Raw genomic sequence first — 24,511 nt, 5'->3', positions numbered from 1 at the left:
TCTTGTTGATCTGGGCAATCGATTAATAGGCGCGCAGCGTCTGAAATACCGTAGCCAGTTTATGGTGATCTTTAATACCCGGGGCGCTTTCGACGCCGGAGTTAAAGTCCAGCCCGACGCAGCCCAATTGCGCGGCGGCCACGCAGTTATCCGCCGCCAGCCCGCCCGCCAGCATGACGTTATCCAGCGCAAGCCCGTCCAGCAGCGACCAGTCGAAGGGTTGACCGCTGCCGCCGCCGTTATCCAGCAGGTAGCGATCCACATCGGTGAAATCGCGCGCCGGCGCGTGGGTGCGCATATCCAATGCTTTCCAAATGTAGCAGTCGGCCGGCAGCAGGCCGCGCAGGGTGCTGATATAGGCCTGGTCCTCGTTGCCGTGCAGCTGTACGGCGTACAACGACAGCGCGGCGGCGGCGCTCGTCACATCGGTCACGGGGGCGTCGCGAAACACGCCGACGTAGCGCAGCGCGGCGCCGGCCATCACCGCGCGGGCGCGGGTAATATCAATACATCTGGGCGATGAGGGCGCAAAAATCAATCCGCCGTAGAGCGCGCCCGCTTCAAGCGCCGCCCTTGCATCCTCGGGGCGCGTCAGGCCGCAGACTTTATTTTCGCCCAGCAATATACGGCGCACCGCGCCGTCCAGATCCGGTTCCGACATCAGCGCGCTGCCGATCAGGAAACCGTTGGAGAAGTGACTCAGTTCCCTGACGTGGCGATAGGCGGTAATGCCTGACTCGCTGATCACCGTCACGCCCGGCAGCAGCGGCGCCAGCCGGCGGGTACGGTTTAAGTCGATGGACAAATCACGCAGATCGCGATTGTTAATGCCCACCACCCGGGCGCCCAACGCCCGTGCGCGGCAGCACTCTTCCTCGGTTATCGCCTCGGTCAGCACGCCCATGCCAAGGCTGTGCGCCAGATCGGACAGTTGGCGGTAGGTGTCGTCGTCAAGTACCGACAGCATCAGCAAAATAGCGTCAGCCTGGTAATAACGGGCCAGGTAAACCTGGTAGGAATCAATGATAAAGTCTTTGCACAGCACCGGCTGGGTGACCACCCGGCTTATCTGGCGCAGGAAATCGAAGCTGCCCTGGAAGTATTTTTCGTCGGTCAGGCAGGAGATGGCGGCGGCGTAATGTTTATACACCCCGGCAATGGCCGCCGGGTCAAAATCCTCACGGATCAGGCCCTTGGAGGGCGACGCCTTTTTGCACTCCAGGATAAACACGGTGCGCGAACCCCGCAGGGCGTGATAGAAACCGCGCGTGCTCGGCCGCACCTCGTCGCGGAACCCGGCCAACGGCTGACGTTGCCTACGATCGGCTATCCATAGTTTTTTATCAGCGACAATTTTTGTCAGTACCGTATCCTGCATTTCTTATCCTCTTGCTGCCAAAGCGACAACCCGTTCATAGGCGCCGCCGCCGCGGATGGCCGCCAGCGCCTGTTGGGTATTTTCGCGGAGATTTTCCTGACCGAACAATTTCAATAACAGGGCGACGTTGGCGGCAACGGCACATTCATGGGCGTGATCGCCTTTACCTTGTAACAACCGGGCCAAAATGTCACGATTTTCTTCCGGCGAGCCGCCCAGCAGGGCGTCCATTGACTGCGCCCGCAGGCCGAAATCCGCCGGCGCCAGCTGGTAGCTGGTAATCTCGCCTTGATTAAGCTCCGCCACCTGCGTCGGCGCGTGCAGCGCCACTTCATCCATGCCGCCGCCGTGTACCACCGCGGCGCGCCGATAGCCGAGCACCCGCAGCGTTTGCGCAATGGGCAGCACCAGCTCCGGACTGTAGACGCCAATCAGCGCCAGCGGTGGACGGGCGGGGTTGATCAGCGGCCCGAGTACGTTAAACAGGGTGCGGGTTTTCAACTGCTGGCGCACCGGCATGGCATGGCGAAAGCCGGTGTGGTACTGGGGGGCGAATAAAAAGCATACCCCCAGCTCGTCCAGCGCCTGGCGCGACATTTCCGCCGGCATATCCAGCCGGATGCCGAAGGCCGCCAGCAGATCCGACGATCCCGACCGGCTGGAGACGCTGCGGTTGCCGTGTTTGGCCACCCGCGCGCCGCAGGCGGCGGCGACAAAGGCGCTGGCGGTGGAAATATTTATGCTGTTGCTGCCGTCGCCGCCGGTGCCGACGATATCGGCAAACGGATAATCCGGACGCGGGAACGGCAGGGCGTCGGCCAGCAGGGCGGTGGCGGCCCCGGCGATTTCCTCGGGATGCTCGCCGCGTATTTTCATGCTGATCAGCGCCGCCGCCAGCTGGGCCGGTTCAAGTCCGCCCTGGATAATCTGGCCGAAAAGCCGTTCGCTTTCCTGGCGGCTGATGCGTTCGGCCCGGTAGAGTTTTTCCAATATCTGTTGCATGTTCAGGTTCCTATAATTCAGGCCAGCGCCCAGTCCAGGGTTTGGTTAAGCAACCGCGCGCCCTGGGTGGTCAGGATGGATTCGGGATGAAATTGAAAACCGCAGACGCGATCGGCGTCGTGACGCACCGCCATCACCATCTCGTCAAAGTGCGCGTTGACGGTAAGTCCCTCTGGGATTTGGCTGCCCACCAGCGAATGGTAACGCGCCACCGGCAGCGGATTGGGCATGCCGGCGAACATGCCGACGCCGTCGTGGCTTACCAGCGACGCCTTGCCGTGCAGAATTTCCCCCGCCTGGCCGACATAACCGCCGTAGGCCTCCACAATCGCCTGGTGGCCGAGGCAGATGCCGATAATCGGCATCTGCCCGCGCAGCTGCGCCAGCAACTGCGGCATGCAGCCGGCGGCGGCGGGGGTGCCGGGGCCGGGCGAGAGCATCAGGATCGGATTTTCCATTTCCTTGATACGCCCGAGAATGGTGTCCGCCGGCAGTTGGTTGCGGTACACCATCACCCGGTGGCCGGTGGCGCGCAGCTGATCCACCAGATTGTAGGTAAAGGAATCGATATTATCGAGTAACAGGATATCAGCCATCAGAACACCTCCCTGGCATGATGTGCGGTCGCGATGGCGCGCAGCACGGCGCGCGCTTTATTCCGGCTTTCATCGGCTTCCGCCTGCGGCACCGAGTCCAGCACCACGCCGGCGCCGGCCTGTACCGTGGCGATGCCGTCCTCGACATAGGCCGAGCGGATGACGATACAGGTATCAAGCAGGCCGCTGCCGGTAAAATAACCGATGGCGCCGCCGTAGCTGCCGCGCCGGGCGCCTTCGGCCTCGGCAATCAGCTGCATGGCCCGCACTTTAGGCGCGCCGCTCAGGGTGCCCATGTTCATGCAGGCGCGGTAGGCGTGCAGCGCGTCAAGATCGGCGCGCAGGGTGCCGACCACCCGCGAAACCAGGTGCATGATAAAGGAATAGCGATCGACCTTGGTCAAATCGGCGACATACCGGCTGCCGGGTTCGCAAATGCGCGCCAGATCGTTGCGCGCCAGGTCCACCAGCATCAGGTGTTCGGCCAGCTCTTTATGGTCGGTGCGCATTTCCAGCTCGATGCGGCTGTCGAGATCGCGGTCCAGCGTGCCGTCCGGCCTGCGGCCGCGCGGCCGGGAGCCGGCGATGGGATAGATTTCGATCTGCCGGTTGACGGCATCGTACTTGAGCGAGCTTTCTGGCGAGGCGCCGAACAGGGTAAAGTCGTTATCCTGCATAAAAAACATATAGGGGCTGGGATTGCTTTCTTTCAGGGTATGGTACGCGGCCAGCGGCGACGGGCAGGGTAGCGAAAAGCGCCGGGACGGCACCACCTGGAAAATTTCCCCCTCGCGGATCGCCTGCTGCATGGTGGTGACGATACGGCCGAATTCCTCATCGCTGCGATCGGTTTCCAGGGTCATGCTGTCGATGACCTGATGGGGGATCGGCCCCGGGGCCTGCCGCAGTTGATGCTGCAGCTGTTCAATGCGCGCCTGTAAACGGCGTTTCTCACCGGCCAGCGGGGTGAACAGGCTGCCCTGCAGACGGCAGGTGCGTTGCTGATGATCGAGGATTAGCAGGGTTTCCGCCAGGTAAAAGCAAAAATCCGGGCAACGCTGCCCCTGGCTCACCTCGGGCAGCGATTCAAAGCCGGCGACCAGGTCATAGGCGAACAGGCCGCCGAGGAACAGCGCTTCCGGCTGGTCGGCTGGGGTCGGCACCAGCGCCAGCAGCAGGCGCAGGCAATCGAATACCGACAGGGCGCGCAACCGCGCGTCTTCGTCCATCTCATCCGCCACCATCGGGAACAGCAGCTCGCGGCCGCTGGGATGGGCGTTGATCACCACCCCGGCCGGCAGCGCCGCGTCCAGCAGCGGCAGCAGCGCCGCGCCGTTGGCGGTCAGCGCCTGCAGCTGGACCTTCTGTCCGAGCGCGGTGATGCGCATGGCGCTGTCGAGCACCATCAGGCTTTTCAGGTTTTGCTTGTTGTCGATTTCGGCGGACTCGAGCAGCAGGGTCGCCGGACGGGCGCCGCAAAGCTGGTTGAACATCGCGGTAGGATCGTCGCGATAGGTGGCCGTGGCCTGCAGCAGTTCTACTTGAGGTTGTGTGGCTTGCATAATGTTTTCCCTGATTATCGCCCATAAAAAAACCCGCTTGAAAGGCGGGTTAGTAGGGATCTTGCTCTGTCCGACGACAGCGACGCATGATAACACCACCCGCTAAAGGGAGATGCGCCACCAGCGAAGCGTTACCAGGGTTAAGGTTGTCATCGTCAGATTCTCATTGGTTGTCTTGATGCGTACTAGTAAACTAGTTCAGCAATGAAAAGTCAACAGCTGCCGCTTAAAAGCAGTTAAATATTTAACAGGTTCGATTCAACGGCGTTTGACGTTATGATATGGGCGTTAATTTTTGAAAGGTAACCTATCGTTGACCGAGATCTCCGTTAAATCATCGCTGCTGACCCTGTACGATCTGCATAGCCATACCACCGCCTCCGACGGGCTGCTGTCACCGGCGGAGCTGGTGGCGCGCGCCGTGGCCATGGGCGTCGACGTCCTGGCCGTGACCGACCATGACACCATTTCCGGCCTGGCGGAGGCGCGGCGGGCGGTCAGCGATGGCGCGCTGCCGCTTACGCTGGTCGCCGGGGTGGAGGTGTCCACCCAATGGGCCAATCACGAGATCCATATTGTCGGCCTCGGCATCGACGACGCGCATTCGGCCATGGACGCGCTGCTGGCCGCCCAGCGCGAAAAGCGTCTGGCCCGGGCCCGGGCCATCGCCGAGCGGCTGGAGCGCGCCGGCATCAATGACGCCTGGACGGGCGCCAACCGGTTTGCCCGGGACGAACTGGTGACGCGCGGCCATTTTGCCCGTTACCTGGTCGGCATCGGCGCCGCCGATAACGTGGCCAAGGTGTTCAAAAAATACCTGTCCAAGGGTAAAACCGGCTATGTCCCCCCGCAGTGGTGTACAATCGACGAGGCGGTGGACGCCATACATCAGGCGGGCGGACAGGCGGTGCTGGCCCATCCCGGCCGTTACCAGCTGTCGGCGAAATGGCTTAAGCGCCTGATGGATCATTTTGCCGGGGTCGGCGGCGACGGTATCGAAGTGGCGATGTGCCAGCAGTCGCCGCAGGAAAAAACCATGCTGGCGGGCTACGCGCGCGAGCGGGGCCTGCTGGCCTCGCAGGGATCCGATTTTCACCAGCCCTGCGGCTGGATCGAGCTTGGCCGAAAACTGTGGCTGCCGGGCGGAGTGGAACCGATATGGCGCGATTGGCCGGTCAACCGGCCAGCTGTAGCAAGGGAATTGTCCGAAGGATAAACGCGGTTTGCCGGGGCGTTGCTCCCTCTAGACTAAATAAGGAGTCATAATGAGCCAGTTTTTTACTATTCATCCAGAAAATCCACAGCCGCGGTTGATAAGCCAAACCGTTGAACTGCTGCGTAAGGGCGCGGTGATTGTCTATCCTACCGATTCAGGCTACGCGCTTGGCTGCCGTCTGGAGGACAAGGCCGCCATGGAGCGCATCTGCCTTATCCGGCGGTTGGACGGTAATCATAACTTTACCCTGGTCTGCCGCGATCTGTCCGAGCTGTCGACCTATGCCCACGTGGATAACCAGGCGTATCGCCTGATGAAGAATAATACGCCGGGCAAGTATACCTTTATTCTTAAAGCCACCAAGGAAGTGCCGCGGCGCCTGATGAACGACAAGCGTAAAACCATCGGCGTGCGCGTGCCCTCCAACGCCATCGCCCTGGCGCTGCTTGAAGCCATGGAAGAACCGCTGATGTCCACCACCCTGATGTTGCCGGGCAATGACTTCGCGGAATCGGACCCGGAAATGATCAACGATCACCTGGGTAAACAGGTCAACCTGGTGATCCACGGCGGTTTTCTCGGCCAGCAGCCGACGACGGTTATCGATTTAACCAACGACGCGCCGGTGGTGGTGCGCGAGGGCGTCGGGGATATCTCCCCCTTCCTGTGATGACCGGCCGGCGCTCCCGATGGGTTTACCGCCGACCCCGGTTTCCCGGGCGGGGGATGCATTGCGGGGCCGGCGGGCGGCGTTTTCAGCCGGTGCTCCGGCCCGACCCAAACTAGGCATTGTCATACCCGCGGTCATAGTGTAAAATAACCAGCTATATTTCAGTTAAGTCGCTGATAAATTTAATAAATAATGGCGAAAGCCACCATTCGACGCCTGTGAAGGCGACAGCCGAGGTTGCTCAATGAGCGAAAAGCTGCAAAAAGTCCTGGCACGCGCCGGGCATGGTTCCCGCCGTGAAATTGAATCCATGATTGAACAAGGCCGCGTCAGCGTCGACGGCAAGATTGCCACGCTGGGCGATCGGGTTGACGCCGTCAGTTCCATGAAAATCCGCGTCGACGGACGGGTGGTTTCCATCACCGCGTCCGATGAAGCGGTATGCCGTGTCCTGGCCTACTACAAGCCGGAAGGCGAGCTCTGCACCCGGCGTGACCCCGACGGCCGCCCGACGGTGTTCGATCGGTTGCCGAAACTCAACGGCTCGCGCTGGATTGCGGTGGGGCGCCTGGATATCAACACCTCCGGCCTGCTGTTATTCACCACCGACGGTGAGCTGGCCAACCGCCTGATGCATCCAAGCCGGGAAGTGGAGCGCGAGTACGCGGTGCGCGTATTCGGCCAGGTAGACGACGAAAAGCTGCGGCTGTTAACCAAGGGCGTTACCCTGGAAGACGGCACCGGCGCGTTCCGCACCCTGAGTTTCCAGGGCGGCGAAGGCCTGAACCAATGGTACAACGTGACCTTGACCGAAGGCCGCAACCGTGAAGTGCGGCGCTTATGGGAAGCGGTGGGAGTACAGGTCAGCCGTCTGATCCGCACCCGCTACGGCGCCATCCCGCTGCCGAAAGGCTTGCCGCGCGGCGGCTGGACCGAACTGCCGCTGGCTGAAATCAACTATCTGCGCGAGCTGGTGGAAATGCCGCCGGAAACCGTCACCAGGGTGCCGGTGGAGAAGGAACGCCGCCGCATGAAGGCCAACCAGATCCGCCGGGCGGTAAAACGTCACAGTACGGTTACGCCCACCCGGCGCGGCGGACAGAGCAGCAAGCGCAACTCCGGATCGTAAAACGCCCATCCCGCGCGCCGATGGCCGCGTCAAACGCCTGTTTGACCGGCCGCGGCTGGGAATTCCCTGATTCGTCAACACCCCGCCGTATCCCGATAGCCGCGTCCAACGCCGGCTTGAGCGGTCTTGGCCCGGCGATCGACCGGACCGCCGACATCGGCAATGCCTCATAGCCGCGGCCAACGCCTGCGCGCGCGGCGCCCACCTTACCAGTCCACGCCCTGCTGCGCCTTGATACCCGCGTCGAAGGCATGTTTCACCGGGCGCAGCTCGCTGACCGTATCCGCCAGCTCCAGCAGTTCCCGATGGCAGGCGCGGCCGGTGATAATCACCGTTTGCTGCGGCGGGCGGTTTTTCAGCGCCGCGACGATCGCCGGTAAATCGATATAATCGTAGGTAACCATATAGGTCAGCTCGTCGAGCAGCACCAGATCCAGGCTCTCGTCCGCCAGCATACGCAGGCCATGCTGCCAGACTTCCTGGGCCGCGGCCCTGTCGGTCACCCGGTTCTGGGTATTCCAGGTAAAGCCGGTGGCCATCACCTGGAATTCCACCCCATGCTGTTCCAGCAGGTTTCTTTCGCCGTTCGGCCACTGCCCCTTGATAAACTGGATCACCCCGGCCCGCATGCCGTGGCCGATAGCCCGGGCGACGGTGCCGAAGCCGGCGGTGGTCTTGCCCTTGCCGTTGCCGGTGAACACCATCACGATGCCACGCTGCTCGGAAGCCGCGGCGATGCGGGCGTCCACCTGCTCTTTTAAACGCTGCTGGCGCTGCTGGTGCCTATCTTCACTCATCTGTTCATCCTGTCTGATTACGCCGGGCCCGGTTTACGGTCCGGCTGGGCATCAAAACTGATACCGGTTTTGCGACGGCTGTCATCACCCATCAGATAAAGATAGATGGACATAATTTCGGCGGGGGTTTTCAGCCGCGCGGCGTCTTCCCGGGGAAAAGCGCTGGCGCGCATGGCGGTGCGGGTGCCGCCGGGGTTAATGCAGTTAACCCGCAGGGTGGCGGCGGGATATTCGTCCGCCAGCACCTGCATCATGCCCTCGGTGGCGAATTTGGACACCGCGTATACCCCCCAGTTGGCCCGTCCCTGGCGCCCGACGCTGGAACTGCTGAACACCAGCGACGGCCGGGATGCCTGCAACAACAGCGGCAGCATCGCCTGGGTCAGCATAAAAGTGGCGTTGACGTTGACCGCCATCACCTCTCGCCAGCTGTCGGGGGACTGCTGCGCCATCGGCACGATTTCACCCAGCAACCCGGCATTGTTCAGCAGGCCGTCAAGACGCGGCTGTTCGGCCGCCAGCCGCTGGCCGAGCAGCCGGTAATCGCCGGCGGGGGCCGCGGATAAATCGAACGGAATAACGCGCGCCGGCCGGCCGCCTTCGGCGGCAATCAATCCCGCCACCGCCGCCAGCTTGGATTCGGTTCGCCCGAGCAATACCAGCGTTGCGCCGTGGCGGGCGTAGGTCAGCGCGGCCTCGCGGCCGATGCCGTCGCCGGCGCCGGTCACCATGATGATGCGGCCGGCCAATAAGTCATGTTTGGGCTGATAGTACAAGGGAAACTCCTTTGTTAACCCGTCCGGTCACCCCTGGGTGATAATTTATCGCCTTTTTAACCGTCGGTCCCCATTTTATGCCTGAAACAGGACCCCATTTCAATCGTTAACGGTTAACCTCCTTTATAAGCGTAAACCTGCGTAATATTCTGATTTTTCCGGCGACGTATACCCGGACCTTCGCTAGAATGAAGCACAACGGAAAACATATTCAGCAAGGCGGCAGCGTGGAATTTATTACTCTTTATGGTCTCTTCCTGGCAAAATCCATCACCGTGGTCCTGGCCATCGGCGCGGTGTTGCTGCTGGTCATGGCGTTGCGCCAGCGGCAGCGCCGGCGCAAGGGCGAAATCCAGATAACGGACCTGGGCAAACAGTACCGCGAAATGCAAAGGGAAATGCAGCTGGGGCGCATGGGCGAGGCCGAACAGCGTATCTGGCACAAACGGTATAAAAAGCAGGAAAAAGGCGAGGCCAGGCAGGCGCGCGCGCGCGCCAAGCATGGCGAGAAATCACCGCAAAAATCCTGTCTGTATGTCCTGGATTTCAAAGGCAGCATGGATGCCGGCGAGGTGGCTTCGCTGCGCGAGGAGGTTTCGGCGGTGTTGGCGGTGGCTAAACCGGAGGACGAGGTACTGCTGCGGCTGGAAAGCCCCGGCGGGGTGGTGCACGGCTACGGCCTGGCCGCCTCGCAGCTGCAACGCCTGCGCGACCGCGGCATCCGCCTGACGGTGGCGGTGGATAAAGTGGCCGCCAGCGGCGGCTATATGATGGCCTGCGTGGCCGATCGCATCATCGCCGCGCCGTTTGCCATCGTCGGTTCCATCGGCGTGGTGGCCCAAATTCCCAACTTTAACCGCCTGCTCAAGCGCAATGATATCGACATGGAACTGCATACCGCCGGGGCCTATAAGCGCACGCTGACCCTGTTTGGCGAAAACTCGCCGGAAGGGCGGGAGAAGTTCCAGCAGGACCTGAACGAAACGCATCACCTGTTCAAACAGTTTGTCCACGAGATGCGGCCCACGCTGGATATCGAGGCGGTGGCGACCGGCGAGCACTGGTATGGCACCCAAGCGCGGGAAAACGGCCTGGTGGACGGCATCGGCACCAGCGACGATCTGCTGATCGCCGAAATGGCCAACCATGAGGTCATCAGCGTGCGGTTCGCCCGGCGTAAACGTTTGCTCGCGCGTTTTACCGACAGCACCGCCCTAAGTATCGAACAGCGCTTATTACATTTATGGCAACGGGGCCAGAAGCCGTTACTGTGATTATTCCCACGCCACCGGGCGGGTATGTCCGGCGATATGCGCTAACGCCCGCGGCCGGCAAACCGGCCCGCCGGCGCCGGAGATTTAATCCTCCAGGTGATATTTCTCCGACAGCACCACGGCAAGATGTTTAAACATATTAAACACCGCCGTGGTTTTCCGCGTCGGTACCCCGTCCTGGTCAAGAAAGAATTCACCCCGGAAAATCAGCACGCCGCCTTTCTGTTCTACCTCGGTTGCTTCCATGCCGTGCATATATTCATCGTGCGCGCGAATAATGCGATTAGCCTCGATAAGCAGGCTGTGGCGATCTAGGGGGGTGGTGTTACCGTACATAAGCGTTACTCCTGAGTGGGCTACGGGGCTATTGTAATACCCGGTTGTGTTCGGCTGCAAACAGACTAAGGTTTATTCGGTCGGCCGCGGGGATTTATAGGGTTTTACCGGCCGGGCTTTTTTTTGCGCCGCGAATATGTTGCGCCAACTTTTTTATCATGTAGAGTGTGGGCCTTCATAAGTCGGGGGGGGTAATTGAACTTTTTTCAATAGTTGGTTTATCAATGTTTAAAGATAATATTGATAAATAAATTTATTTTTCAATAGGTTAATCTCATGGCGAAAGCGAAAAGGCAGACTGGCTGAACAGAGGTTGATTTTTGGCGGCGCTGCCGCAATATAAAATTTGAGGAATGCCCAGCCAGGGTCTGGCGCACAAAAAGCTTCTTATTACAGAAGACATCATTCAGGTAAAGGTAAACATGGGTAAAGCTCTCGTTATCGTTGAATCCCCGGCGAAAGCCAAAACGATTAATAAATATTTAGGCAATGACTACGTCGTTAAGTCGAGCGTTGGTCACATCCGTGATTTGCCCACCAGCGGTTCCGCCACTAAAAAAAGCGCCGACGCCACCAAAATCAAAAAAGTCAAAAGCGACGCGCAAACCGCCCTGGTCAACCGCATGGGCATTGATCCCTACCATGGCTGGAAAGCGCATTACGAGATTTTGCCCGGTAAGGAAAAAGTGGTTAGCGAGCTCAAGGCCTTGGCGCAGAATGCCGACCATATCTATCTCGCAACCGACCTTGACCGCGAAGGGGAAGCCATTGCCTGGCACCTGCGGGAAGTGATCGGCGGCGATGACAACCGTTTCAGCCGCGTCGTATTTAATGAAATCACCCGCAATGCCATTACCGCGGCGTTTAAAAAACCGGGCGAGCTGAATATCGACCGGGTTAACGCCCAGCAGGCGCGGCGTTTTATGGACCGCGTGGTGGGATATATGGTCTCGCCGCTGTTGTGGAAAAAACTGGCCCGCGGCCTGTCCGCCGGCCGGGTCCAGTCGGTGGCCGTTCGCCTGGTGGTGGAACGGGAACGCGAGATAAAAGCCTTTGTGCCCGAAGAATATTGGGAACTGCACGCCGACCTTAAGGTGTCGGCCAAGGCGCAACTGCAGATGCAGGTTACCCACCACGGCGACAAGCCCTTTAAACCGGTCAACCAGGCGCAGACCCAGGCCGCCGTCAAGCAACTGGAAAACGCGCAGTACGTCATCGCCGATCGCGAGGACAAGCCGACCAGCAGCAAGGCCGGCGCGCCCTTTACCACCTCGACCCTGCAACAGGCCGCCAGCACCCGCCTGGGCTACGGCGTCAAGAAAACCATGATGCTGGCCCAGCGCCTGTACGAAGCGGGGCATATTACCTATATGCGTACCGACTCGACCAACCTGAGCCAGGACGCGCTGGCCATGGCGCGGGATTATATCGGCGCGGAGTTCGGCGCCAAATACCTGCCCAAGCAGGCCAATGAATATGCCAGCAAGGGCAACGCCCAGGAAGCCCATGAGGCCATCCGTCCCTCCGATGTCGGCAATTTAGCCGAGCAGCTTAAGGACATGGAAGCGGACGCGCAGAAGCTCTACCAGCTTATCTGGCGCCAGTTTGTCGCCTGCCAGATGATGCCGGCGCAGTACGACTCCACCACCCTGACGGTCAAGGCGGCGGATTACCTGCTGCGCGCCAAGGGTCGTATCCTGCGCTTTGACGGCTGGACCAAGGTCATGCCCGCGCTGCGCAAGGGCGATGAAGACCGCACCCTGCCGCAGGTCGCGGTGGGCCAGGCCCTCGATCTGGAAAAACTGCTGCCCAGCCAGCATTTCACCAAGCCGCCCGCGCGCTACAGCGAAGCGTCTTTGGTCAAGGAACTGGAAAAACGCGGCATCGGCCGCCCGTCCACCTACGTGTCGATCATCTCCACCATCCAGGATCGTGGTTATGTGCAGGTGGAAAACCGTCGTTTCTACGCGGAAAAAATGGGTGAAATCGTCACCGATCGCCTGGAGGAAAATTTCCGCGAGCTGATGAACTACGACTTCACCGCCCGCATGGAAGACAAGCTCGATCAGGTCGCCAACAACGAGGCCGAGTGGAAGGCGGTGCTGGACTCGTTCTTCAAGGAGTTCAGCGACCAGCTGGAAACGGCGGAAAAGGATCCGGAAGAGGGCGGCATGCGCCTCAACCAAATGGTCATGACCAGCATCGATTGCCCGACCTGCGGACGCAAGATGGGCATTCGCACCGCCAGCACCGGCGTGTTCCTTGGGTGTTCCGGCTATTCCCTGCCGCCGAAGGAACGCTGCAAAACCACCATCAACCTGATTCCGGAATCGGAAACCCTCAACCTGCTCGAGGGCGAAGACGCCGAAACCAACGCCCTGCGCGCCCGCCGCCGTTGCCCGAAATGCGGCACCGCCATGGACAGCTACCTGATCGACAACGGCCGCAAGCTGCACGTCTGCGGCAATAATCCACTGTGCGACGGTTATGAAATCGAGCAGGGAGAATTCAGGATCAAGGGCTATGACGGCCCGGTGGTCGAGTGTGAAAAATGCGGCTCCGACATGCATCTGAAACTCGGACGCTTCGGCAAGTACATGGCCTGTACCAACGAAGAGTGCAAAAACACCCGCAAGATCCTGCGCAACGGCGACGTGGCGCCGCCAAAGGAAGATCCGGTGCCGCTGCCCGAGCTGCCGTGCGAAAAGTCGGACGCCTATTTTGTCCTGCGCGACGGCGCGGCGGGCGTTTTCCTGGCGGCCAACACCTTCCCTAAATCACGGGAAACCCGGGCGCCGCTGGTGGAGGAACTGGCGCGATTTAAAGATCGCCTGCCGGAAAAACTGCGCTACCTGGCCGACGCGCCGGTAAAAGATCCCGAAGGCAATAAAGCGCTGGTGCGCTTTAGCCGCAAGACCAAGCAGCAGTATGTCTCCTCGGAAAAAGAGGGCAAGGCCACCGGCTGGACGGCGTTCTACATCGACGGCAAATGGCAGGTCGCCAAAAAATAACCGCCCGCCGATGGGGTAGACGCGGCCATGGTTTTTCTGGCCGCCAAAACGCCCCATGGCAGGGCATGCCCGTTATCAGCCTTGCTAAATCGGGCGTGTCGTCAATCACCAACCTGCGGGTTGGTTTTTTTATGTCTGATAAATAAGTTATATATAGCGATTTTTTATGATTAAATAGTATTAATTGCAAGATTAGCTTTCACCCTTCGACGCCCGGGAAACGACCGCGCCCTAAGGCCGCGATTTTGACCAGTGCTCTTGCGCCATATGTATGCCAGGATGACAAAAATGAAATTGCAGCAGCTTCGCTATATTGTTGAAGTCGTGAACCACAACCTGAACGTATCTTCCACCGCTGAAGGCCTCTACACCTCCCAGCCCGGCATCAGCAAACAGGTGCGCATGCTCGAAGACGAACTCGGGGTACAGATTTTCGCCCGCAGCGGCAAACACCTCACCCAGGTCACGCCGGCCGGCATGGAGATTATCCGCATCGCGCGCGAAGTCCTGTCCAAGGTCGATGCCATCAAGGCGGTGGCGGGCGAGCACACCTACCCGGACAAAGGCTCGCTGTATGTCGCCACCACCCACACCCAGGCGCGCTATGCCCTCCCGGAGGTGATCAAAGGGTTTATCGAACGCTATCCCCGGGTCTCCCTCCACATGCACCAGGGATCGCCGACGCAAATTGCCGAAGCGGTCTCCAAAGGCATCGCGGATTTTGCCATCGCCACCGAAGCGCTGCACCTCTACGACGACCTGGTCATGCTGCCGTGTTACCACTGGAACCGCGCGATCGTGGTACTGCCCACCCACCCGCTGGCGGGCAAGGAACACATCACCATCGAGGAACTGGCGGCCTTCCCGCTGGTCACCTACACCTTTGGCTTCACCGGCCGCTCGGAGCTCGACACCGCCTTTAACCGCGCCGGGCTTACGCCGCGCATCGTCTTCACCGCCACCGACGCCGACGTCATAAAAACCTATGTCCGCATGGGACTGGGGGTCGGGGTGATTGCCAATATGGCGGTAAGCGGCGAGGCCGATCCCGATCTGGTCAAAATCAACGCCGACGCCATGTTTGCCCTTAGCACCACCAAAATCGGCTTTCGCCGCAGCACCTTCCTGCGCAGCTATATGTATGATTTTATCCAGCGCTTCGCGCCGCACCTCACCCGCGACGTGGTGGACACCGCGGTGGCCCTGCGTTCCAATGAAGAAATCGAAGCGATGTTCAAGGATATAAAATTACCGGTAAAGTGACCTGCTCAGCGCATCCGCGGCGCTGACGACACTTTATGTTATAAAAAAGTTGCGTAATTCTTGTAAATTGTTTACTGCAATGCCTCAACCTGAATAGGGTTATGACTATAATAAAGTAAAAGTCTGGAGGAGAGCTATGTCGACAACCCTGCGGGAAGCCAGTAGGGACCAACTGGTCATACGCGATAAAACCTACCGCTATTACAGCCTGCCGCGGGCGGCCCGGCGGTTGGGCAACCTGGACCGGCTGCCTAAATCCATGAAGGTCCTGCTGGAAAACCTGCTGCGCAACCAGGATGACGATATCGTTACCGAGGCGGATCTGCGCGCCCTGGCGGGCTGGCTGGAGCATGCCCATGCCGACGGCGAAATCGCCTATCGTCCGGCGCGGGTGCTGATGCAGGATTTTACCGGCGTCCCGGCGGTGGTGGATCTTGCGGCGATGCGCGAGGCGGTCAAGCGCCTGGGCGGCGACGTCGATAAAGTCAATCCCCTGTCGCCGGTCGATCTGGTTATCGACCACTCGGTTACCGTCGACAGCTACGGCGACGACCGCGCATTTGCCGAAAACAATCAATTGGAAATGGAACGGAACCTCGAGCGCTACAAGTTCCTGCGCTGGGGACAGCAGGCGTTCAGCCGCTTTCGCGTGGTGCCGCCGGAAAACGGCATTTGCCACCAGGTTAACCTGGAGTACCTGGCGCTCACCGTCTGGCATGAAGAGCAGGACGGCGAGGCGGTGGCCTATCCCGATACCCTGGTGGGCACCGACTCGCATACCACCATGGTTAACGGCCTGGGCGTGCTCGGCTGGGGCGTGGGCGGCATCGAAGCCGAGGCGGCCATGCTGGGCCAGCCGGTCTCGATGCTGATCCCCGATGTGGTCGGTTTTAAACTGCTCGGAAAACTCAACGAAGGCATTACCGCCACCGACCTGGTGCTTACCGTCACCCAAATGCTGCGCAAGCACGGCGTGGTGGGCAAATTTGTCGAATTCTACGGCGACGGCCTGGATGCGCTGCCGCTGGCGGATCGGGCCACCATCGCCAATATGGCGCCCGAATACGGCGCCACCTGCGGTTTTTTCCCGGTGGACGCCATTACCCTGGATTACCTGCGCCTGACCGGCCGCTCCGAGGAGCAAATCGCCCTGGTGGAAGCCTACAGCAAACAGCAGGGCCTGTGGCGCCATCATGGCGACGAACCGCGCTTTACCAGCACCCTTGAGCTTGATATGGGCAGCGTGGTGGCAAGCCTGGCCGGCCCCAAACGCCCGCAGGATCGCGTGGCGCTGCCGGGCGTGCCCGCCGCGTTCCGCGCCAGCGACGAGCTGGATTTCACCAAGCGCACCCACCATCCCGATTTCCAGACCTTCGAGCTGGACGGACAAACGCATGAACTGCACCAGGGCGCGGTGGTGATTGCCGCCATCACCTCCTGCACCAATACCTCCAATGCCAATATCCTGATGGCCGCCGGCCTGCTGGCGCGCAATGCGGTTAACAAAGGATTGCGCACCCAGCCCTGGGTCAAGACCTCGCTGGCGCCCGGCTCCAAGGTGGTTACCGATTACCTTGCCGCCGCCGGCCTCACGCCTTACCTGGATCAACTGGGTTTTAACCTGGTGGGCTACGGCTGCACCACCTGTATCGGCAACTCCGGCCCGCTGAAGGCGTCCATCGAGGCGGCGATAAAATCCGGCGACCTGACGGTGGGGGCGGTGCTTTCCGGCAACCGTAACTTTGAGGGACGCATCCACCCGCTGGTGAAAACCAACTGGCTGGCCTCGCCGCCGCTGGTGGTGGCCTATGCCCTGGCCGGCAATATGATGGTCAACCTGAGCGAAGATCCGCTCGGCGCCGACCCGCAGGGGCAACCGGTCTACCTGCGGGATATCTGGCCCGGTTCGGCGGAGATCGCCGATGCGGTCGCCCTGGTCAACAGCGCTATGTTCCACAAAGAGTACAGCGCGGTGTTCAACGGTAACGCGCAATGGCAAAATATCGAGGTCAACAGCACGCCGACCTATGACTGGCAGGACGATTCCACCTATATACGCTTAACGCCGTTTTTCGACGACATGCAGCATCAGCCCAAGCCGGTGGAAAACATCCACGGCGCGCGCGTGCTGGCGATGCTGGGCGATTCGGTTACCACCGACCATATTTCCCCCGCGGGCAATATCAAGGTGGACAGCCCGGCCGGACTCTACCTGCGTGAAAACGGCGTCGAGGCCGGCAACTTCAACTCCTACGGATCGCGGCGCGGCAACTACGAAGTGATGGCGCGCGGCACCTTTGCCAATATCCGCATCCGCAACGAAATGGTACCGGGGGTGGAGGGCGGCATTACCCGTCATATCCCGTCCGGCGACGAGCTGGCGATTTACGATGCCGCCATGCGCTACCAGCGGGACAAGGTGCCGCTGGCGATTATCGCCGGAAAAGAATACGGCTCCGGCTCCAGCCGCGACTGGGCGGCCAAGGGGCCGAGGCTGCTGGGCATCCGGGTGGTGATTGCCGAGTCGTTCGAACGTATACACCGTTCCAACTTAATCGGCATGGGGATTTTGCCGCTGGAATTCCCGGCCGGCGTGACCCGCAAAACGCTGGGCCTGACCGGCGACGAGACCATCAGCGTCAGCGGCCTGGACGACCTGACGCCGGGCCAGGCGGTGGCGGTGCGCATCACCCATGCCGACGGACGCCAGGAGGCGATACAGGCCCGTTGCCGCATCGATACCGGCAATGAGCTGACCTACTTTAAACATGACGGCATTTTGAACTACGTGATTCGCAAGATGCTGTAATCTTGCCGGCGCGTCCCAACCCCCGGGGGGGGGACGCGAAGCGGCGGGAGTAATGAAGTGGTCAAATTCGCGTGACATTGATGATGTGGAGTATATTATTTGCAGGTAGTGTTTATTTAAGTTGCCAGGTTAAATTATTATCTTGATTGGCCTGAAGCATTATTTCTGTTATTATTAACCGATATAAAGTATCAAGTTATCAACCTTAAAGACGGTCAGGATTTAAATATCATTTTTGACTCTTTATATTCAATCCTTCTTTTGATTTACTCTATTAATACATCCACTTTTGTGATCTCGACAGGGTTATTATATTCTTCGTTTGATATAGAATGCCGCCACTGCAAAGGTAGCGCCCGCATGAAAATATATTATTATTTTCATGCATGGCTATTTTTAACGTTAGAGCAATATGTTTAACATATTCACGGCATTTTTATTTAAACGTTCCCCGAGGAGAACAGCACAATGAATAGCATCACGGACAGCGCGTCGGTGCTGGAGGCGTCCCCCGTCTCCGGCTGGCGCAGAAGCGACACCATGTGGATGTTGGGCCTGTACGGCACGGCCATCGGCGCGGGCGTGCTGTTTTTACCCATTAACGCGGGCATCGGCGGGCTAGTGCCGCTCATTATCATGGCGGTTATTGCTTATCCGATGACCTTTTTTGCCCACCGCGGATTATGCCGTTTTGTATTATCCGGTAAAAATGGCGGCGAGGATATAACGGAAGTCGTCGAAGAACATTTTGGCGTCGGCGCTGGTAAATTAATCACCTTGCTGTATTTTTTTGCTATCTATCCTATTTGCCTGGTGTATGGCGTGGCGATTACGAATACCGTTAACAGCTTTATTACCCATCAGCTTCATTTGCCGGCGCCACCGCGGGCGATATTATCACTGATATTGATCCTCGGGCTGATGACCATTGTGCGTTTTGGCAAGGAGATGATCGTCAGGGCGATGAGCATCCTGGTTTTTCCATTTGTCGCGGCGTTAATGCTGCTGGCGCTTTATTTAATTCCCAACTGGAGCACGGCTATTCTCGACAGCGCCACCGTTGCCGGCGGCATGACCGGCAATAGCCTGATGGTTACGCTGTGGCTGGCGATCCCGGTGATGGTGTTCTCGTTTAACCATTCGCCGATTATCTCCTCGTTCGCGGTGGCAAAACGCGAGGAATATGGCGTGGGTGCGGAGAAAAAATGCTCCCGTATCCTGGCCTGCAGCCATGTGATGATGGTGGCGACGGTGATGTTTTTTGTGTTCAGCTGCGCGCTCAGCCTGTCGACCGCCGATTTGATGGAAGCCAAGGCGCAGAATATTTCCATCCTGTCATACCTGGCCAATCACTTTAACAACCCGCTGATTGCCTGGATGGCGCCGATCATCGCCACCGTCGCCATCAGCAAATCCTTCCTGGGCCATTATCTCGGGGCGCGCGAGGGTTTCAACGGCATGATAATCAAGTCATTGCGTGGCCGGGGCAAAACCGCCTCCGAAGCGTCGCTTAACCGTATTACCGGCATCTTTATGCTGCTGACCACCTGGCTGGTGGCGACGCTGAACCCCAGCATCCTCGGTATGATCGAGACCCTGGGCGGGCCGGTTATCGCTATGCTGCTGTTTTTGATGCCGATGTACGCCATCCAGAAAGTCCCGGCGATGAAAAAATACAGCGGCGGCGTTAGCAACCTATTTGTCGTGCTGATGGGCCTGGTCGCCATGTCGGCGATTATCTATAGCCTGATGGGCTGACGCCGGGCCGGGCCGGCCCGGCCCGTTTTCGCGCCGACGCTCCCGCAGGGAAACATCATCTGCGCAGTATGTTAAGGACAGGGTTATGGTTAGCATTTTTGATATTTTCAAGATAGGCATCGGTCCATCCAGTTCCCACACCGTCGGCCCGATGAAGGCCGGGAAAATGTTTGCCGACGACCTGCTGGCGCAGGGGCTGCTCCCCTCGGTCGGGCGTATCGCGGTGGACGTGTATGGTTCTCTGTCGTTAACCGGCCGGGGGCATCATACCGATATCGCCATTATCATGGGCCTGGCCGGCAACGCGCCCGCTACGGTTGACGTGGACGCGATTCCGCAGTTTATCAACCAGGTGCGCCAGCGCGGACGGCTGCCCCTGGCGGACGGCTACGACGTGGATTTTGCGGTGGCATCCGCCATCCGGTTTCGTGACGAGAACCTGCCGCTGCATGAAAACGGCATGGTTTTCAACGCCTGGCGGCAAGACGAATTGGTGTACAGTAAAATCTATTACTCGATCGGCGGCGGCTTTGTGGTCGATCGGGAAAATTTCGGCAAAAAGAGCCCATCCGGGCGGGCGGTGCCATTTCCATTCTTTTCGGCGCAGAACCTGCTGCGCCATTGCCGCGATAACTGCCTGTCGCTGTCGGCGGTGGTAATGAAAAACGAGCTGGCGCTGCATAGCCGCGAGGAGATCGAGCAATACTTCGGCGCGGTATGGAGCACCATGCAAAACGCCATGCGGCGCGGCATGAACACCGAAGGCGTATTGCCGGGGCCGATCCGGGTGCCGCGCCGTGCCTCCAGCCTGCACCGGCTGCTGTTCACCAACGATCGCTTCTCCAGCGATCCGATGAACGCCATGGACTGGGTGAATATGTTCGCCATGGCGGTGGCCGAGGAGAACGCCGCCGGCGGACGGGTGGTGACCGCCCCGACCAACGGCGCCTGCGGTATTATCCCGGCGGTGCTGGCTTATTACGATCGTTTTATCCAGCCGGTGACCTCGGAGGCATACCTGCGCTATTTCCTGGCCTCCGGGGTGATAGGCGCGCTGTACAAAATGAACGCCTCGATTTCGGGCGCCGAGGTGGGCTGCCAGGGCGAGGTTGGGGTGGCTTGCTCCATGGCGGCGGCCGGGCTGGCGGAGCTGTTGGGCGGCAGCCCTGAACAGGTCTGCATCGCGGCGGAGATCGGCATGGAGCATAACCTTGGCCTGACCTGCGATCCGGTGGCGGGCCAGGTGCAGGTGCCCTGTATCGAGCGCAACGCTATCGTGGCGATGAAGGCGGTTAACGCCGCGCGCATGGCGGTGCGCCGCACCACGGAACCACGGGTGTCCCTGGATAAGGTTATCGAGACCATGTACGAAACCGGCAAGGATATGAACGCCAAATACCGCGAGACGTCGCGCGGCGGCCTGGCGATCAAGGTGGTGCTGTGCGAATAGCGTGGAGCCGGCGGGCGTCAAGCCAGGGCCATCGCCATCGGGGGGGCGCTCCCCGCGTGCGTACGGCGTTATCCCGGGGGCGGGGTTAGCGCGGCGGCGAGGATAGCGCCGCCTGGGCTCACCACAGAATATTGTTTTCGGCGGCGGAGATATACCAGTCGACGGCGGAGGCGTCGGCGTTGTTTTCCACCGGCGGTTTTTCCGCTTCGTCCGCGGAAACGGCTTTCTTACGGATGCGCAGCGGCGCATTCTGTTTTTCACCGCTGATTTGCGCGTTAAACGAGCGCACCTCGGCGTCGAACAACACCCCTTCCAACTGATGCAGGCGGTTTAGGCCCCGCAGGATGCAGATAAGCGTGCTGAGGGTGACCGAACCGCCCATTTCGGCGCGCTTGATGGTGGCAATGCCCAACCCGGAGCGTTCGGCCAGGTCGATTTGCGACAGGCGCTGCTCGATGCGCGCGTCTTTGATCCGGCAACAGAGATCGGCAATGATTTCGCTGTCGCTCATGGTACTGAACTTCATGGCAAGGGACCCTGGATGTAAAGGGGGCACTATACCTTAACGAAACACGGCGATCCGGGCGGTCGATCCCATATCGCGGGACTCAGCGACGCGCCGGGTGGCGGAGCGGCCATCCCCGGCGGGTGGGGTGATGAAGCGGGGGGCGGGTTATTTGATATCCAGCAGATGACCCATCTTGGCGGCCTTGGTATTGAGGTAACGTTCATTTTCCGGATTGCGGCCGACGATAAGCGGCACCCGCTCGGTGATGTTGATGCCGGCCTCGGTAAGGATTTCCACCTTTTGGGGATTATTGGTCAGCAAACGCACCGACTCAACGCCCAGCAGTTTAAACATGTCGGCGCACAGGGTGAAATCCCGCTCGTCGGCGGCAAAACCCAGTTGGTGGTTGGCCTCCACGGTATCGGCGCCTTTATCCTGCAGGGCGTAGGCGCGGATCTTGTTCAGCAGGCCGATATTGCGGCCCTCCTGGCGGTGATAGAGCAGGATGCCCCGGCCTTCCTCGGCAATGTGGGTTAATGCGGCCTCGAGCTGGAAACCGCAGTCGCAGCGCAGGCTGAACAGGGCGTCGCCGGTGAGGCACTCGGAGTGCACCCGCGACAGCACCGGTTCCACCCCGGTAATATCACCAAAAACCAATGCCAGGTGATCGTGTCCGGTGGCTAATTCCTCGAATCCAACCATCAGGAAATCGCCCCAGGGTGTCGGCAGTTTGGCTTCTGCCACACGTTTAAGCTGCATGTTACTCTCCAAAACTTCTATAACGACGCTCATCCCACTTTCGGTAATGCCCTTTGAGCAAATAGGGTGCGGTCAGGTGCGCGAAGATTCATTAATAGTGCATTTTGCCATAATTTTACTGAAAACTGACGGTGTAAAATCCTGTTTACTGGCAAAATATTCATTTGATGGTCACAATTGCTTACCAAGCGGCACGCCGCGTTGGGAATATTGCCGCCGCCCCGACGTTAAACTATTCAGCGGTAAAGACATTTAACGGAAAAATATTTTTATGTATGAAATAGCGAAACGTACCGGCCTGGGCGCGGTGTTACTGATGATAATACCAATTTTGGTTTGGGTCAGTGGCTGGCAGTGGCATCCTGAGAATGGGGCCGGCTGGTGGCGGGGCATGTTCTGGGTAACCCAGACCGTCACCTCCCCCTGGGGGGCCGTGACCAGCGCGTTATTGCTGGGCTGGTTTCTCTGGTGCCTGCGCTTTCGCCTAAAACCCGCGCTGGGACTGGCCTGTATCCTGGGCGCGACATTGTTAATCGGCCAGGGGCTTAAAACGGTTATCAAGGACCAGGTGCAGGAGCCGCGGCCTTATGTGCTTTGGCTGGAGGACCAGTTCTCCATCGACGATCGGGCATTTTACTCGCTGCCGCGCAAGGCGCGTTCGCAGTGGGTGAAAAAAGAGTTACAGGATGAGCGGCAGATCCCGCCTTGGCTGCGTAGGCATTGGCAGCACGATACCGGCTTTGCCTTTCCCTCGGGACATACGATTTTCGCCGCCAGCTGGGCGCTGTTGGCGTTGGGCCTGCTGTGGCCGCGCCGGCACTTTACGTCGGTGGCGTTGATCATGGCATGGGCGGTGGCGGTGATGTGCAGCCGGATGATCCTGGGCATGCATTGGCCGCGTGATCTGGTGATGGGCACGGTATTGAGCTGGCTGATGATTACGCTTGCCTGCTGGCTGGTGCAGCGCTGGGTGGGGCCGTTGACGCCCAAGCCCGACGAGGCGCGGGATATTAAAACCCGCGCGTAGTTTTCCCGATAGGTTCCATTGTTAACCCCGCCGGCACGCTTTAGCTTTGGTATTGGCGGGCCTGCCGCGCCATAAGGCGTTACAGCGCGATTCGATGTAATCGTCTTGTTGCGTTTTGTGACAGCTCTCGCTATTCCTGACAATCGCCATGGACATTATGCCAGGGACTTGCCACACTCCGTATGAATATAAAATCAAAAGTGAATATATATTCACATGTATTCATCCAGGAGAACAATAATGAACACCTACCTACTGAAACCTTGTGTCGCCGCCGTCCTCTTGTCGTTGTCCATGGCCGCGTTTGCCGCGGATAAAGGGCTAATTGCCATTATTACCCCGTCCCATGATAACCCGTTCTTCAAGGCGGAGGCCGACGCCGCCTCGGCCAAGGCTACCGCGCTGGGTTACACCACGCTGGTCGCCTCCCATGACGATGACGTCAGTAAACAGAACCAGCTGATTGAAACCGCCATTGCCCGCAAGGCCAAGGCCATTGTGCTGGATAATGCCGGCTCCGACGCCACCATCGGGCCATTGAAAAAGGCCAAGGCCGCCGGTATACCCGCCTTCCTGATCGATCGCGAAATCAACGCCACCGGCGTCGCGGTGGCGCAGATCGTTTCCAATAATTACCAGGGCGCGCAGCTGGGCGCGGAAAAATTTGTCAAGCTGATGAACGGCAAAGGCAAATATGTGGAACTGCTGGGCAAGGAATCCGATACCAACGCCCATGTACGTTCGCAGGGCTACCACGACGTGATTGATGAATACACCGGCCTGAAGATGGTGGCCCAGCAAACCGCCAACTGGAGCCAGACCGAGGCCTTTAGCCGGATGGAGTCCATCCTGCAGGCCAACCCGGACATTACCGGCGTCATTTCCGGCAACGATACCATGGCGCTGGGGGCCGAAGCGGCGCTGAAGGCCGCCGGGCGCAAGGATGTGATCCTGGTGGGTTTCGACGGCAGCGACTATGTGCGCGACTCGATTATCGCCAAGGGCAACATCAAGGCGACGGTGCTGCAGCCGGCCGCGGCGCAGGCGGAAATGGCGGTGGAGCAGGCGGATGTCTACCTGACGACCGGCAAGGCCGCCAAAGAAGAGAAGCAGCTGATGGACTGCGTGCTGATCGACGAGACCAATGCCAGAAACCTGAAGACCTTTAGCCTGAAACAATAATCCATGCG

Annotated in this window: 18 protein-coding genes, 1 pseudogene and 1 other annotated feature; of the genes and pseudogenes, 11 read left to right on the top strand and 8 right to left on the bottom strand. The window is 59.5% G+C overall.

Annotation, left to right across the window (positions count from 1 at the left end; translation table 11 throughout):
* Positions 1 to 22 precede the first annotated feature (22 nt).
* The 3 genes and pseudogenes from trpCF to GRH90_RS06595 all read right to left on the bottom strand — a co-directional run bounded on the left by trpCF (position 23) and on the right by GRH90_RS06595 (position 4,538).
* Positions 23 to 1,378, bottom strand: a complete 1,356-nt coding sequence (trpCF, locus tag GRH90_RS06610; RefSeq protein WP_162365158.1) for a bifunctional indole-3-glycerol-phosphate synthase TrpC/phosphoribosylanthranilate isomerase TrpF — start codon at positions 1,376 to 1,378, stop codon at positions 23 to 25.
* A gap of 3 nt (positions 1,379 to 1,381) precedes the next feature.
* Positions 1,382 to 2,976 (bottom strand): annotated as a pseudogene (trpD, locus tag GRH90_RS26820) (bifunctional anthranilate synthase glutamate amidotransferase component TrpG/anthranilate phosphoribosyltransferase TrpD).
* Complete coding sequence (locus tag GRH90_RS06595) at positions 2,976 to 4,538, bottom strand: anthranilate synthase component 1 (protein ID WP_162365155.1); 1,563 nt, start codon at positions 4,536 to 4,538, stop codon at positions 2,976 to 2,978. Before GRH90_RS06595 ends, trpD begins: the two are co-directional and overlap by 1 nt.
* Positions 4,539 to 4,561: 23 nt before the next feature.
* Positions 4,562 to 4,667 (bottom strand) — a sequence feature (Trp leader region).
* 184 nt (positions 4,668 to 4,851) lie between these two features.
* Here GRH90_RS06595 and rnm point away from each other — a divergent pair.
* The 3 genes from rnm (at position 4,852) to rluB (ending at position 7,553) form a co-directional block, all read left to right on the top strand.
* Positions 4,852 to 5,754: an RNase RNM gene (rnm, locus tag GRH90_RS06590; protein ID WP_162365154.1), complete on the top strand. Its 903-nt coding sequence runs from the start codon at positions 4,852 to 4,854 to the stop codon at positions 5,752 to 5,754.
* Between the two features lie 49 nt (positions 5,755 to 5,803).
* On the top strand, positions 5,804 to 6,424 hold the full coding sequence (locus GRH90_RS06585) for an L-threonylcarbamoyladenylate synthase (RefSeq protein WP_162365153.1): 621 nt from the start codon (positions 5,804 to 5,806) through the stop codon (positions 6,422 to 6,424).
* 244 nt (positions 6,425 to 6,668) lie between these two features.
* Positions 6,669 to 7,553 (top strand): 23S rRNA pseudouridine(2605) synthase RluB, encoded by an 885-nt coding sequence (gene rluB, locus GRH90_RS06580; protein ID WP_162365152.1) that lies wholly within the window; start codon positions 6,669 to 6,671, stop codon positions 7,551 to 7,553.
* Positions 7,554 to 7,759: 206 nt separating this feature from the next.
* Here rluB and cobO read toward each other — a convergent pair whose 3' ends face one another.
* Positions 7,760 to 8,350, bottom strand: coding sequence for a cob(I)yrinic acid a,c-diamide adenosyltransferase (gene cobO / locus GRH90_RS06575; protein ID WP_162365151.1), 591 nt, complete (start codon positions 8,348 to 8,350; stop codon positions 7,760 to 7,762).
* Between the two features lie 17 nt (positions 8,351 to 8,367).
* On the bottom strand, positions 8,368 to 9,126 hold the full coding sequence (locus tag GRH90_RS06570) for a YciK family oxidoreductase (RefSeq protein WP_162365150.1): 759 nt from the start codon (positions 9,124 to 9,126) through the stop codon (positions 8,368 to 8,370).
* Positions 9,127 to 9,353: 227 nt separating this feature from the next.
* Here GRH90_RS06570 and sohB point away from each other — a divergent pair, with 227 nt between their 5' ends.
* Positions 9,354 to 10,400, top strand: coding sequence for a protease SohB (gene sohB / locus GRH90_RS06565; RefSeq protein WP_162365149.1), 1,047 nt, complete (start codon positions 9,354 to 9,356; stop codon positions 10,398 to 10,400).
* Positions 10,401 to 10,484: 84 nt separating this feature from the next.
* Here sohB and GRH90_RS06560 read toward each other — a convergent pair whose 3' ends face one another.
* Positions 10,485 to 10,736, bottom strand: a complete 252-nt coding sequence (locus GRH90_RS06560) for a YciN family protein (protein ID WP_162365148.1) — start codon at positions 10,734 to 10,736, stop codon at positions 10,485 to 10,487.
* A 422-nt stretch (positions 10,737 to 11,158) separates the two neighbouring features.
* Here GRH90_RS06560 and topA point away from each other — a divergent pair, with 422 nt between their 5' ends.
* The 5 genes from topA to GRH90_RS06535 all read left to right on the top strand — a co-directional run bounded on the left by topA (position 11,159) and on the right by GRH90_RS06535 (position 21,027).
* Positions 11,159 to 13,747 carry a type I DNA topoisomerase gene (gene topA / locus GRH90_RS06555; protein WP_162365147.1) on the top strand — a complete coding sequence of 863 codons (2,589 nt, stop codon included), beginning with the start codon at positions 11,159 to 11,161 and terminating at the stop codon, positions 13,745 to 13,747.
* A 288-nt stretch (positions 13,748 to 14,035) separates the two neighbouring features.
* Complete coding sequence (gene cysB / locus GRH90_RS06550) at positions 14,036 to 15,010, top strand: HTH-type transcriptional regulator CysB (protein ID WP_162365146.1); 975 nt, start codon at positions 14,036 to 14,038, stop codon at positions 15,008 to 15,010.
* Between the two features lie 136 nt (positions 15,011 to 15,146).
* Positions 15,147 to 17,819: an aconitate hydratase AcnA gene (acnA, locus tag GRH90_RS06545; protein WP_162365145.1), complete on the top strand. Its 2,673-nt coding sequence runs from the start codon at positions 15,147 to 15,149 to the stop codon at positions 17,817 to 17,819.
* Positions 17,820 to 18,287: 468 nt separating this feature from the next.
* Complete coding sequence (locus GRH90_RS06540; protein ID WP_162365144.1) at positions 18,288 to 19,577, top strand: HAAAP family serine/threonine permease; 1,290 nt, start codon at positions 18,288 to 18,290, stop codon at positions 19,575 to 19,577.
* An 85-nt stretch (positions 19,578 to 19,662) separates the two neighbouring features.
* Positions 19,663 to 21,027, top strand: a complete 1,365-nt coding sequence (locus tag GRH90_RS06535; protein WP_162365143.1) for an L-serine ammonia-lyase — start codon at positions 19,663 to 19,665, stop codon at positions 21,025 to 21,027.
* 118 nt (positions 21,028 to 21,145) lie between these two features.
* On the opposite strand, the gene GRH90_RS06530 is transcribed toward GRH90_RS06535, so the two are convergent.
* Positions 21,146 to 21,553: a helix-turn-helix domain-containing protein gene (locus GRH90_RS06530; protein WP_162365142.1), complete on the bottom strand. Its 408-nt coding sequence runs from the start codon at positions 21,551 to 21,553 to the stop codon at positions 21,146 to 21,148.
* A gap of 147 nt (positions 21,554 to 21,700) precedes the next feature.
* Positions 21,701 to 22,294, bottom strand: coding sequence for a GTP cyclohydrolase II (gene ribA / locus GRH90_RS06525; RefSeq protein ID WP_162365141.1), 594 nt, complete (start codon positions 22,292 to 22,294; stop codon positions 21,701 to 21,703).
* Between the two features lie 271 nt (positions 22,295 to 22,565).
* Here ribA and pgpB point away from each other — a divergent pair, with 271 nt between their 5' ends.
* Positions 22,566 to 23,321 carry a phosphatidylglycerophosphatase B gene (pgpB, locus tag GRH90_RS06520; protein ID WP_162365140.1) on the top strand — a complete coding sequence of 252 codons (756 nt, stop codon included), beginning with the start codon at positions 22,566 to 22,568 and terminating at the stop codon, positions 23,319 to 23,321.
* A gap of 240 nt (positions 23,322 to 23,561) precedes the next feature.
* Positions 23,562 to 24,503 carry a D-ribose ABC transporter substrate-binding protein gene (locus GRH90_RS06515; RefSeq protein WP_162365139.1) on the top strand — a complete coding sequence of 314 codons (942 nt, stop codon included), beginning with the start codon at positions 23,562 to 23,564 and terminating at the stop codon, positions 24,501 to 24,503.
* The last annotated feature ends 8 nt before the right edge of the window (positions 24,504 to 24,511 follow it).

It is taken from the genome of Acerihabitans arboris, assembly GCF_010131535.1.
GTDB classification, from domain to species: Bacteria; Pseudomonadota; Gammaproteobacteria; order Enterobacterales; family Enterobacteriaceae; genus Acerihabitans; species Acerihabitans arboris.
Note: the sequence above shows the minus strand (reverse complement) of the source record. Positions and strands in the feature narration are given on the sequence as shown.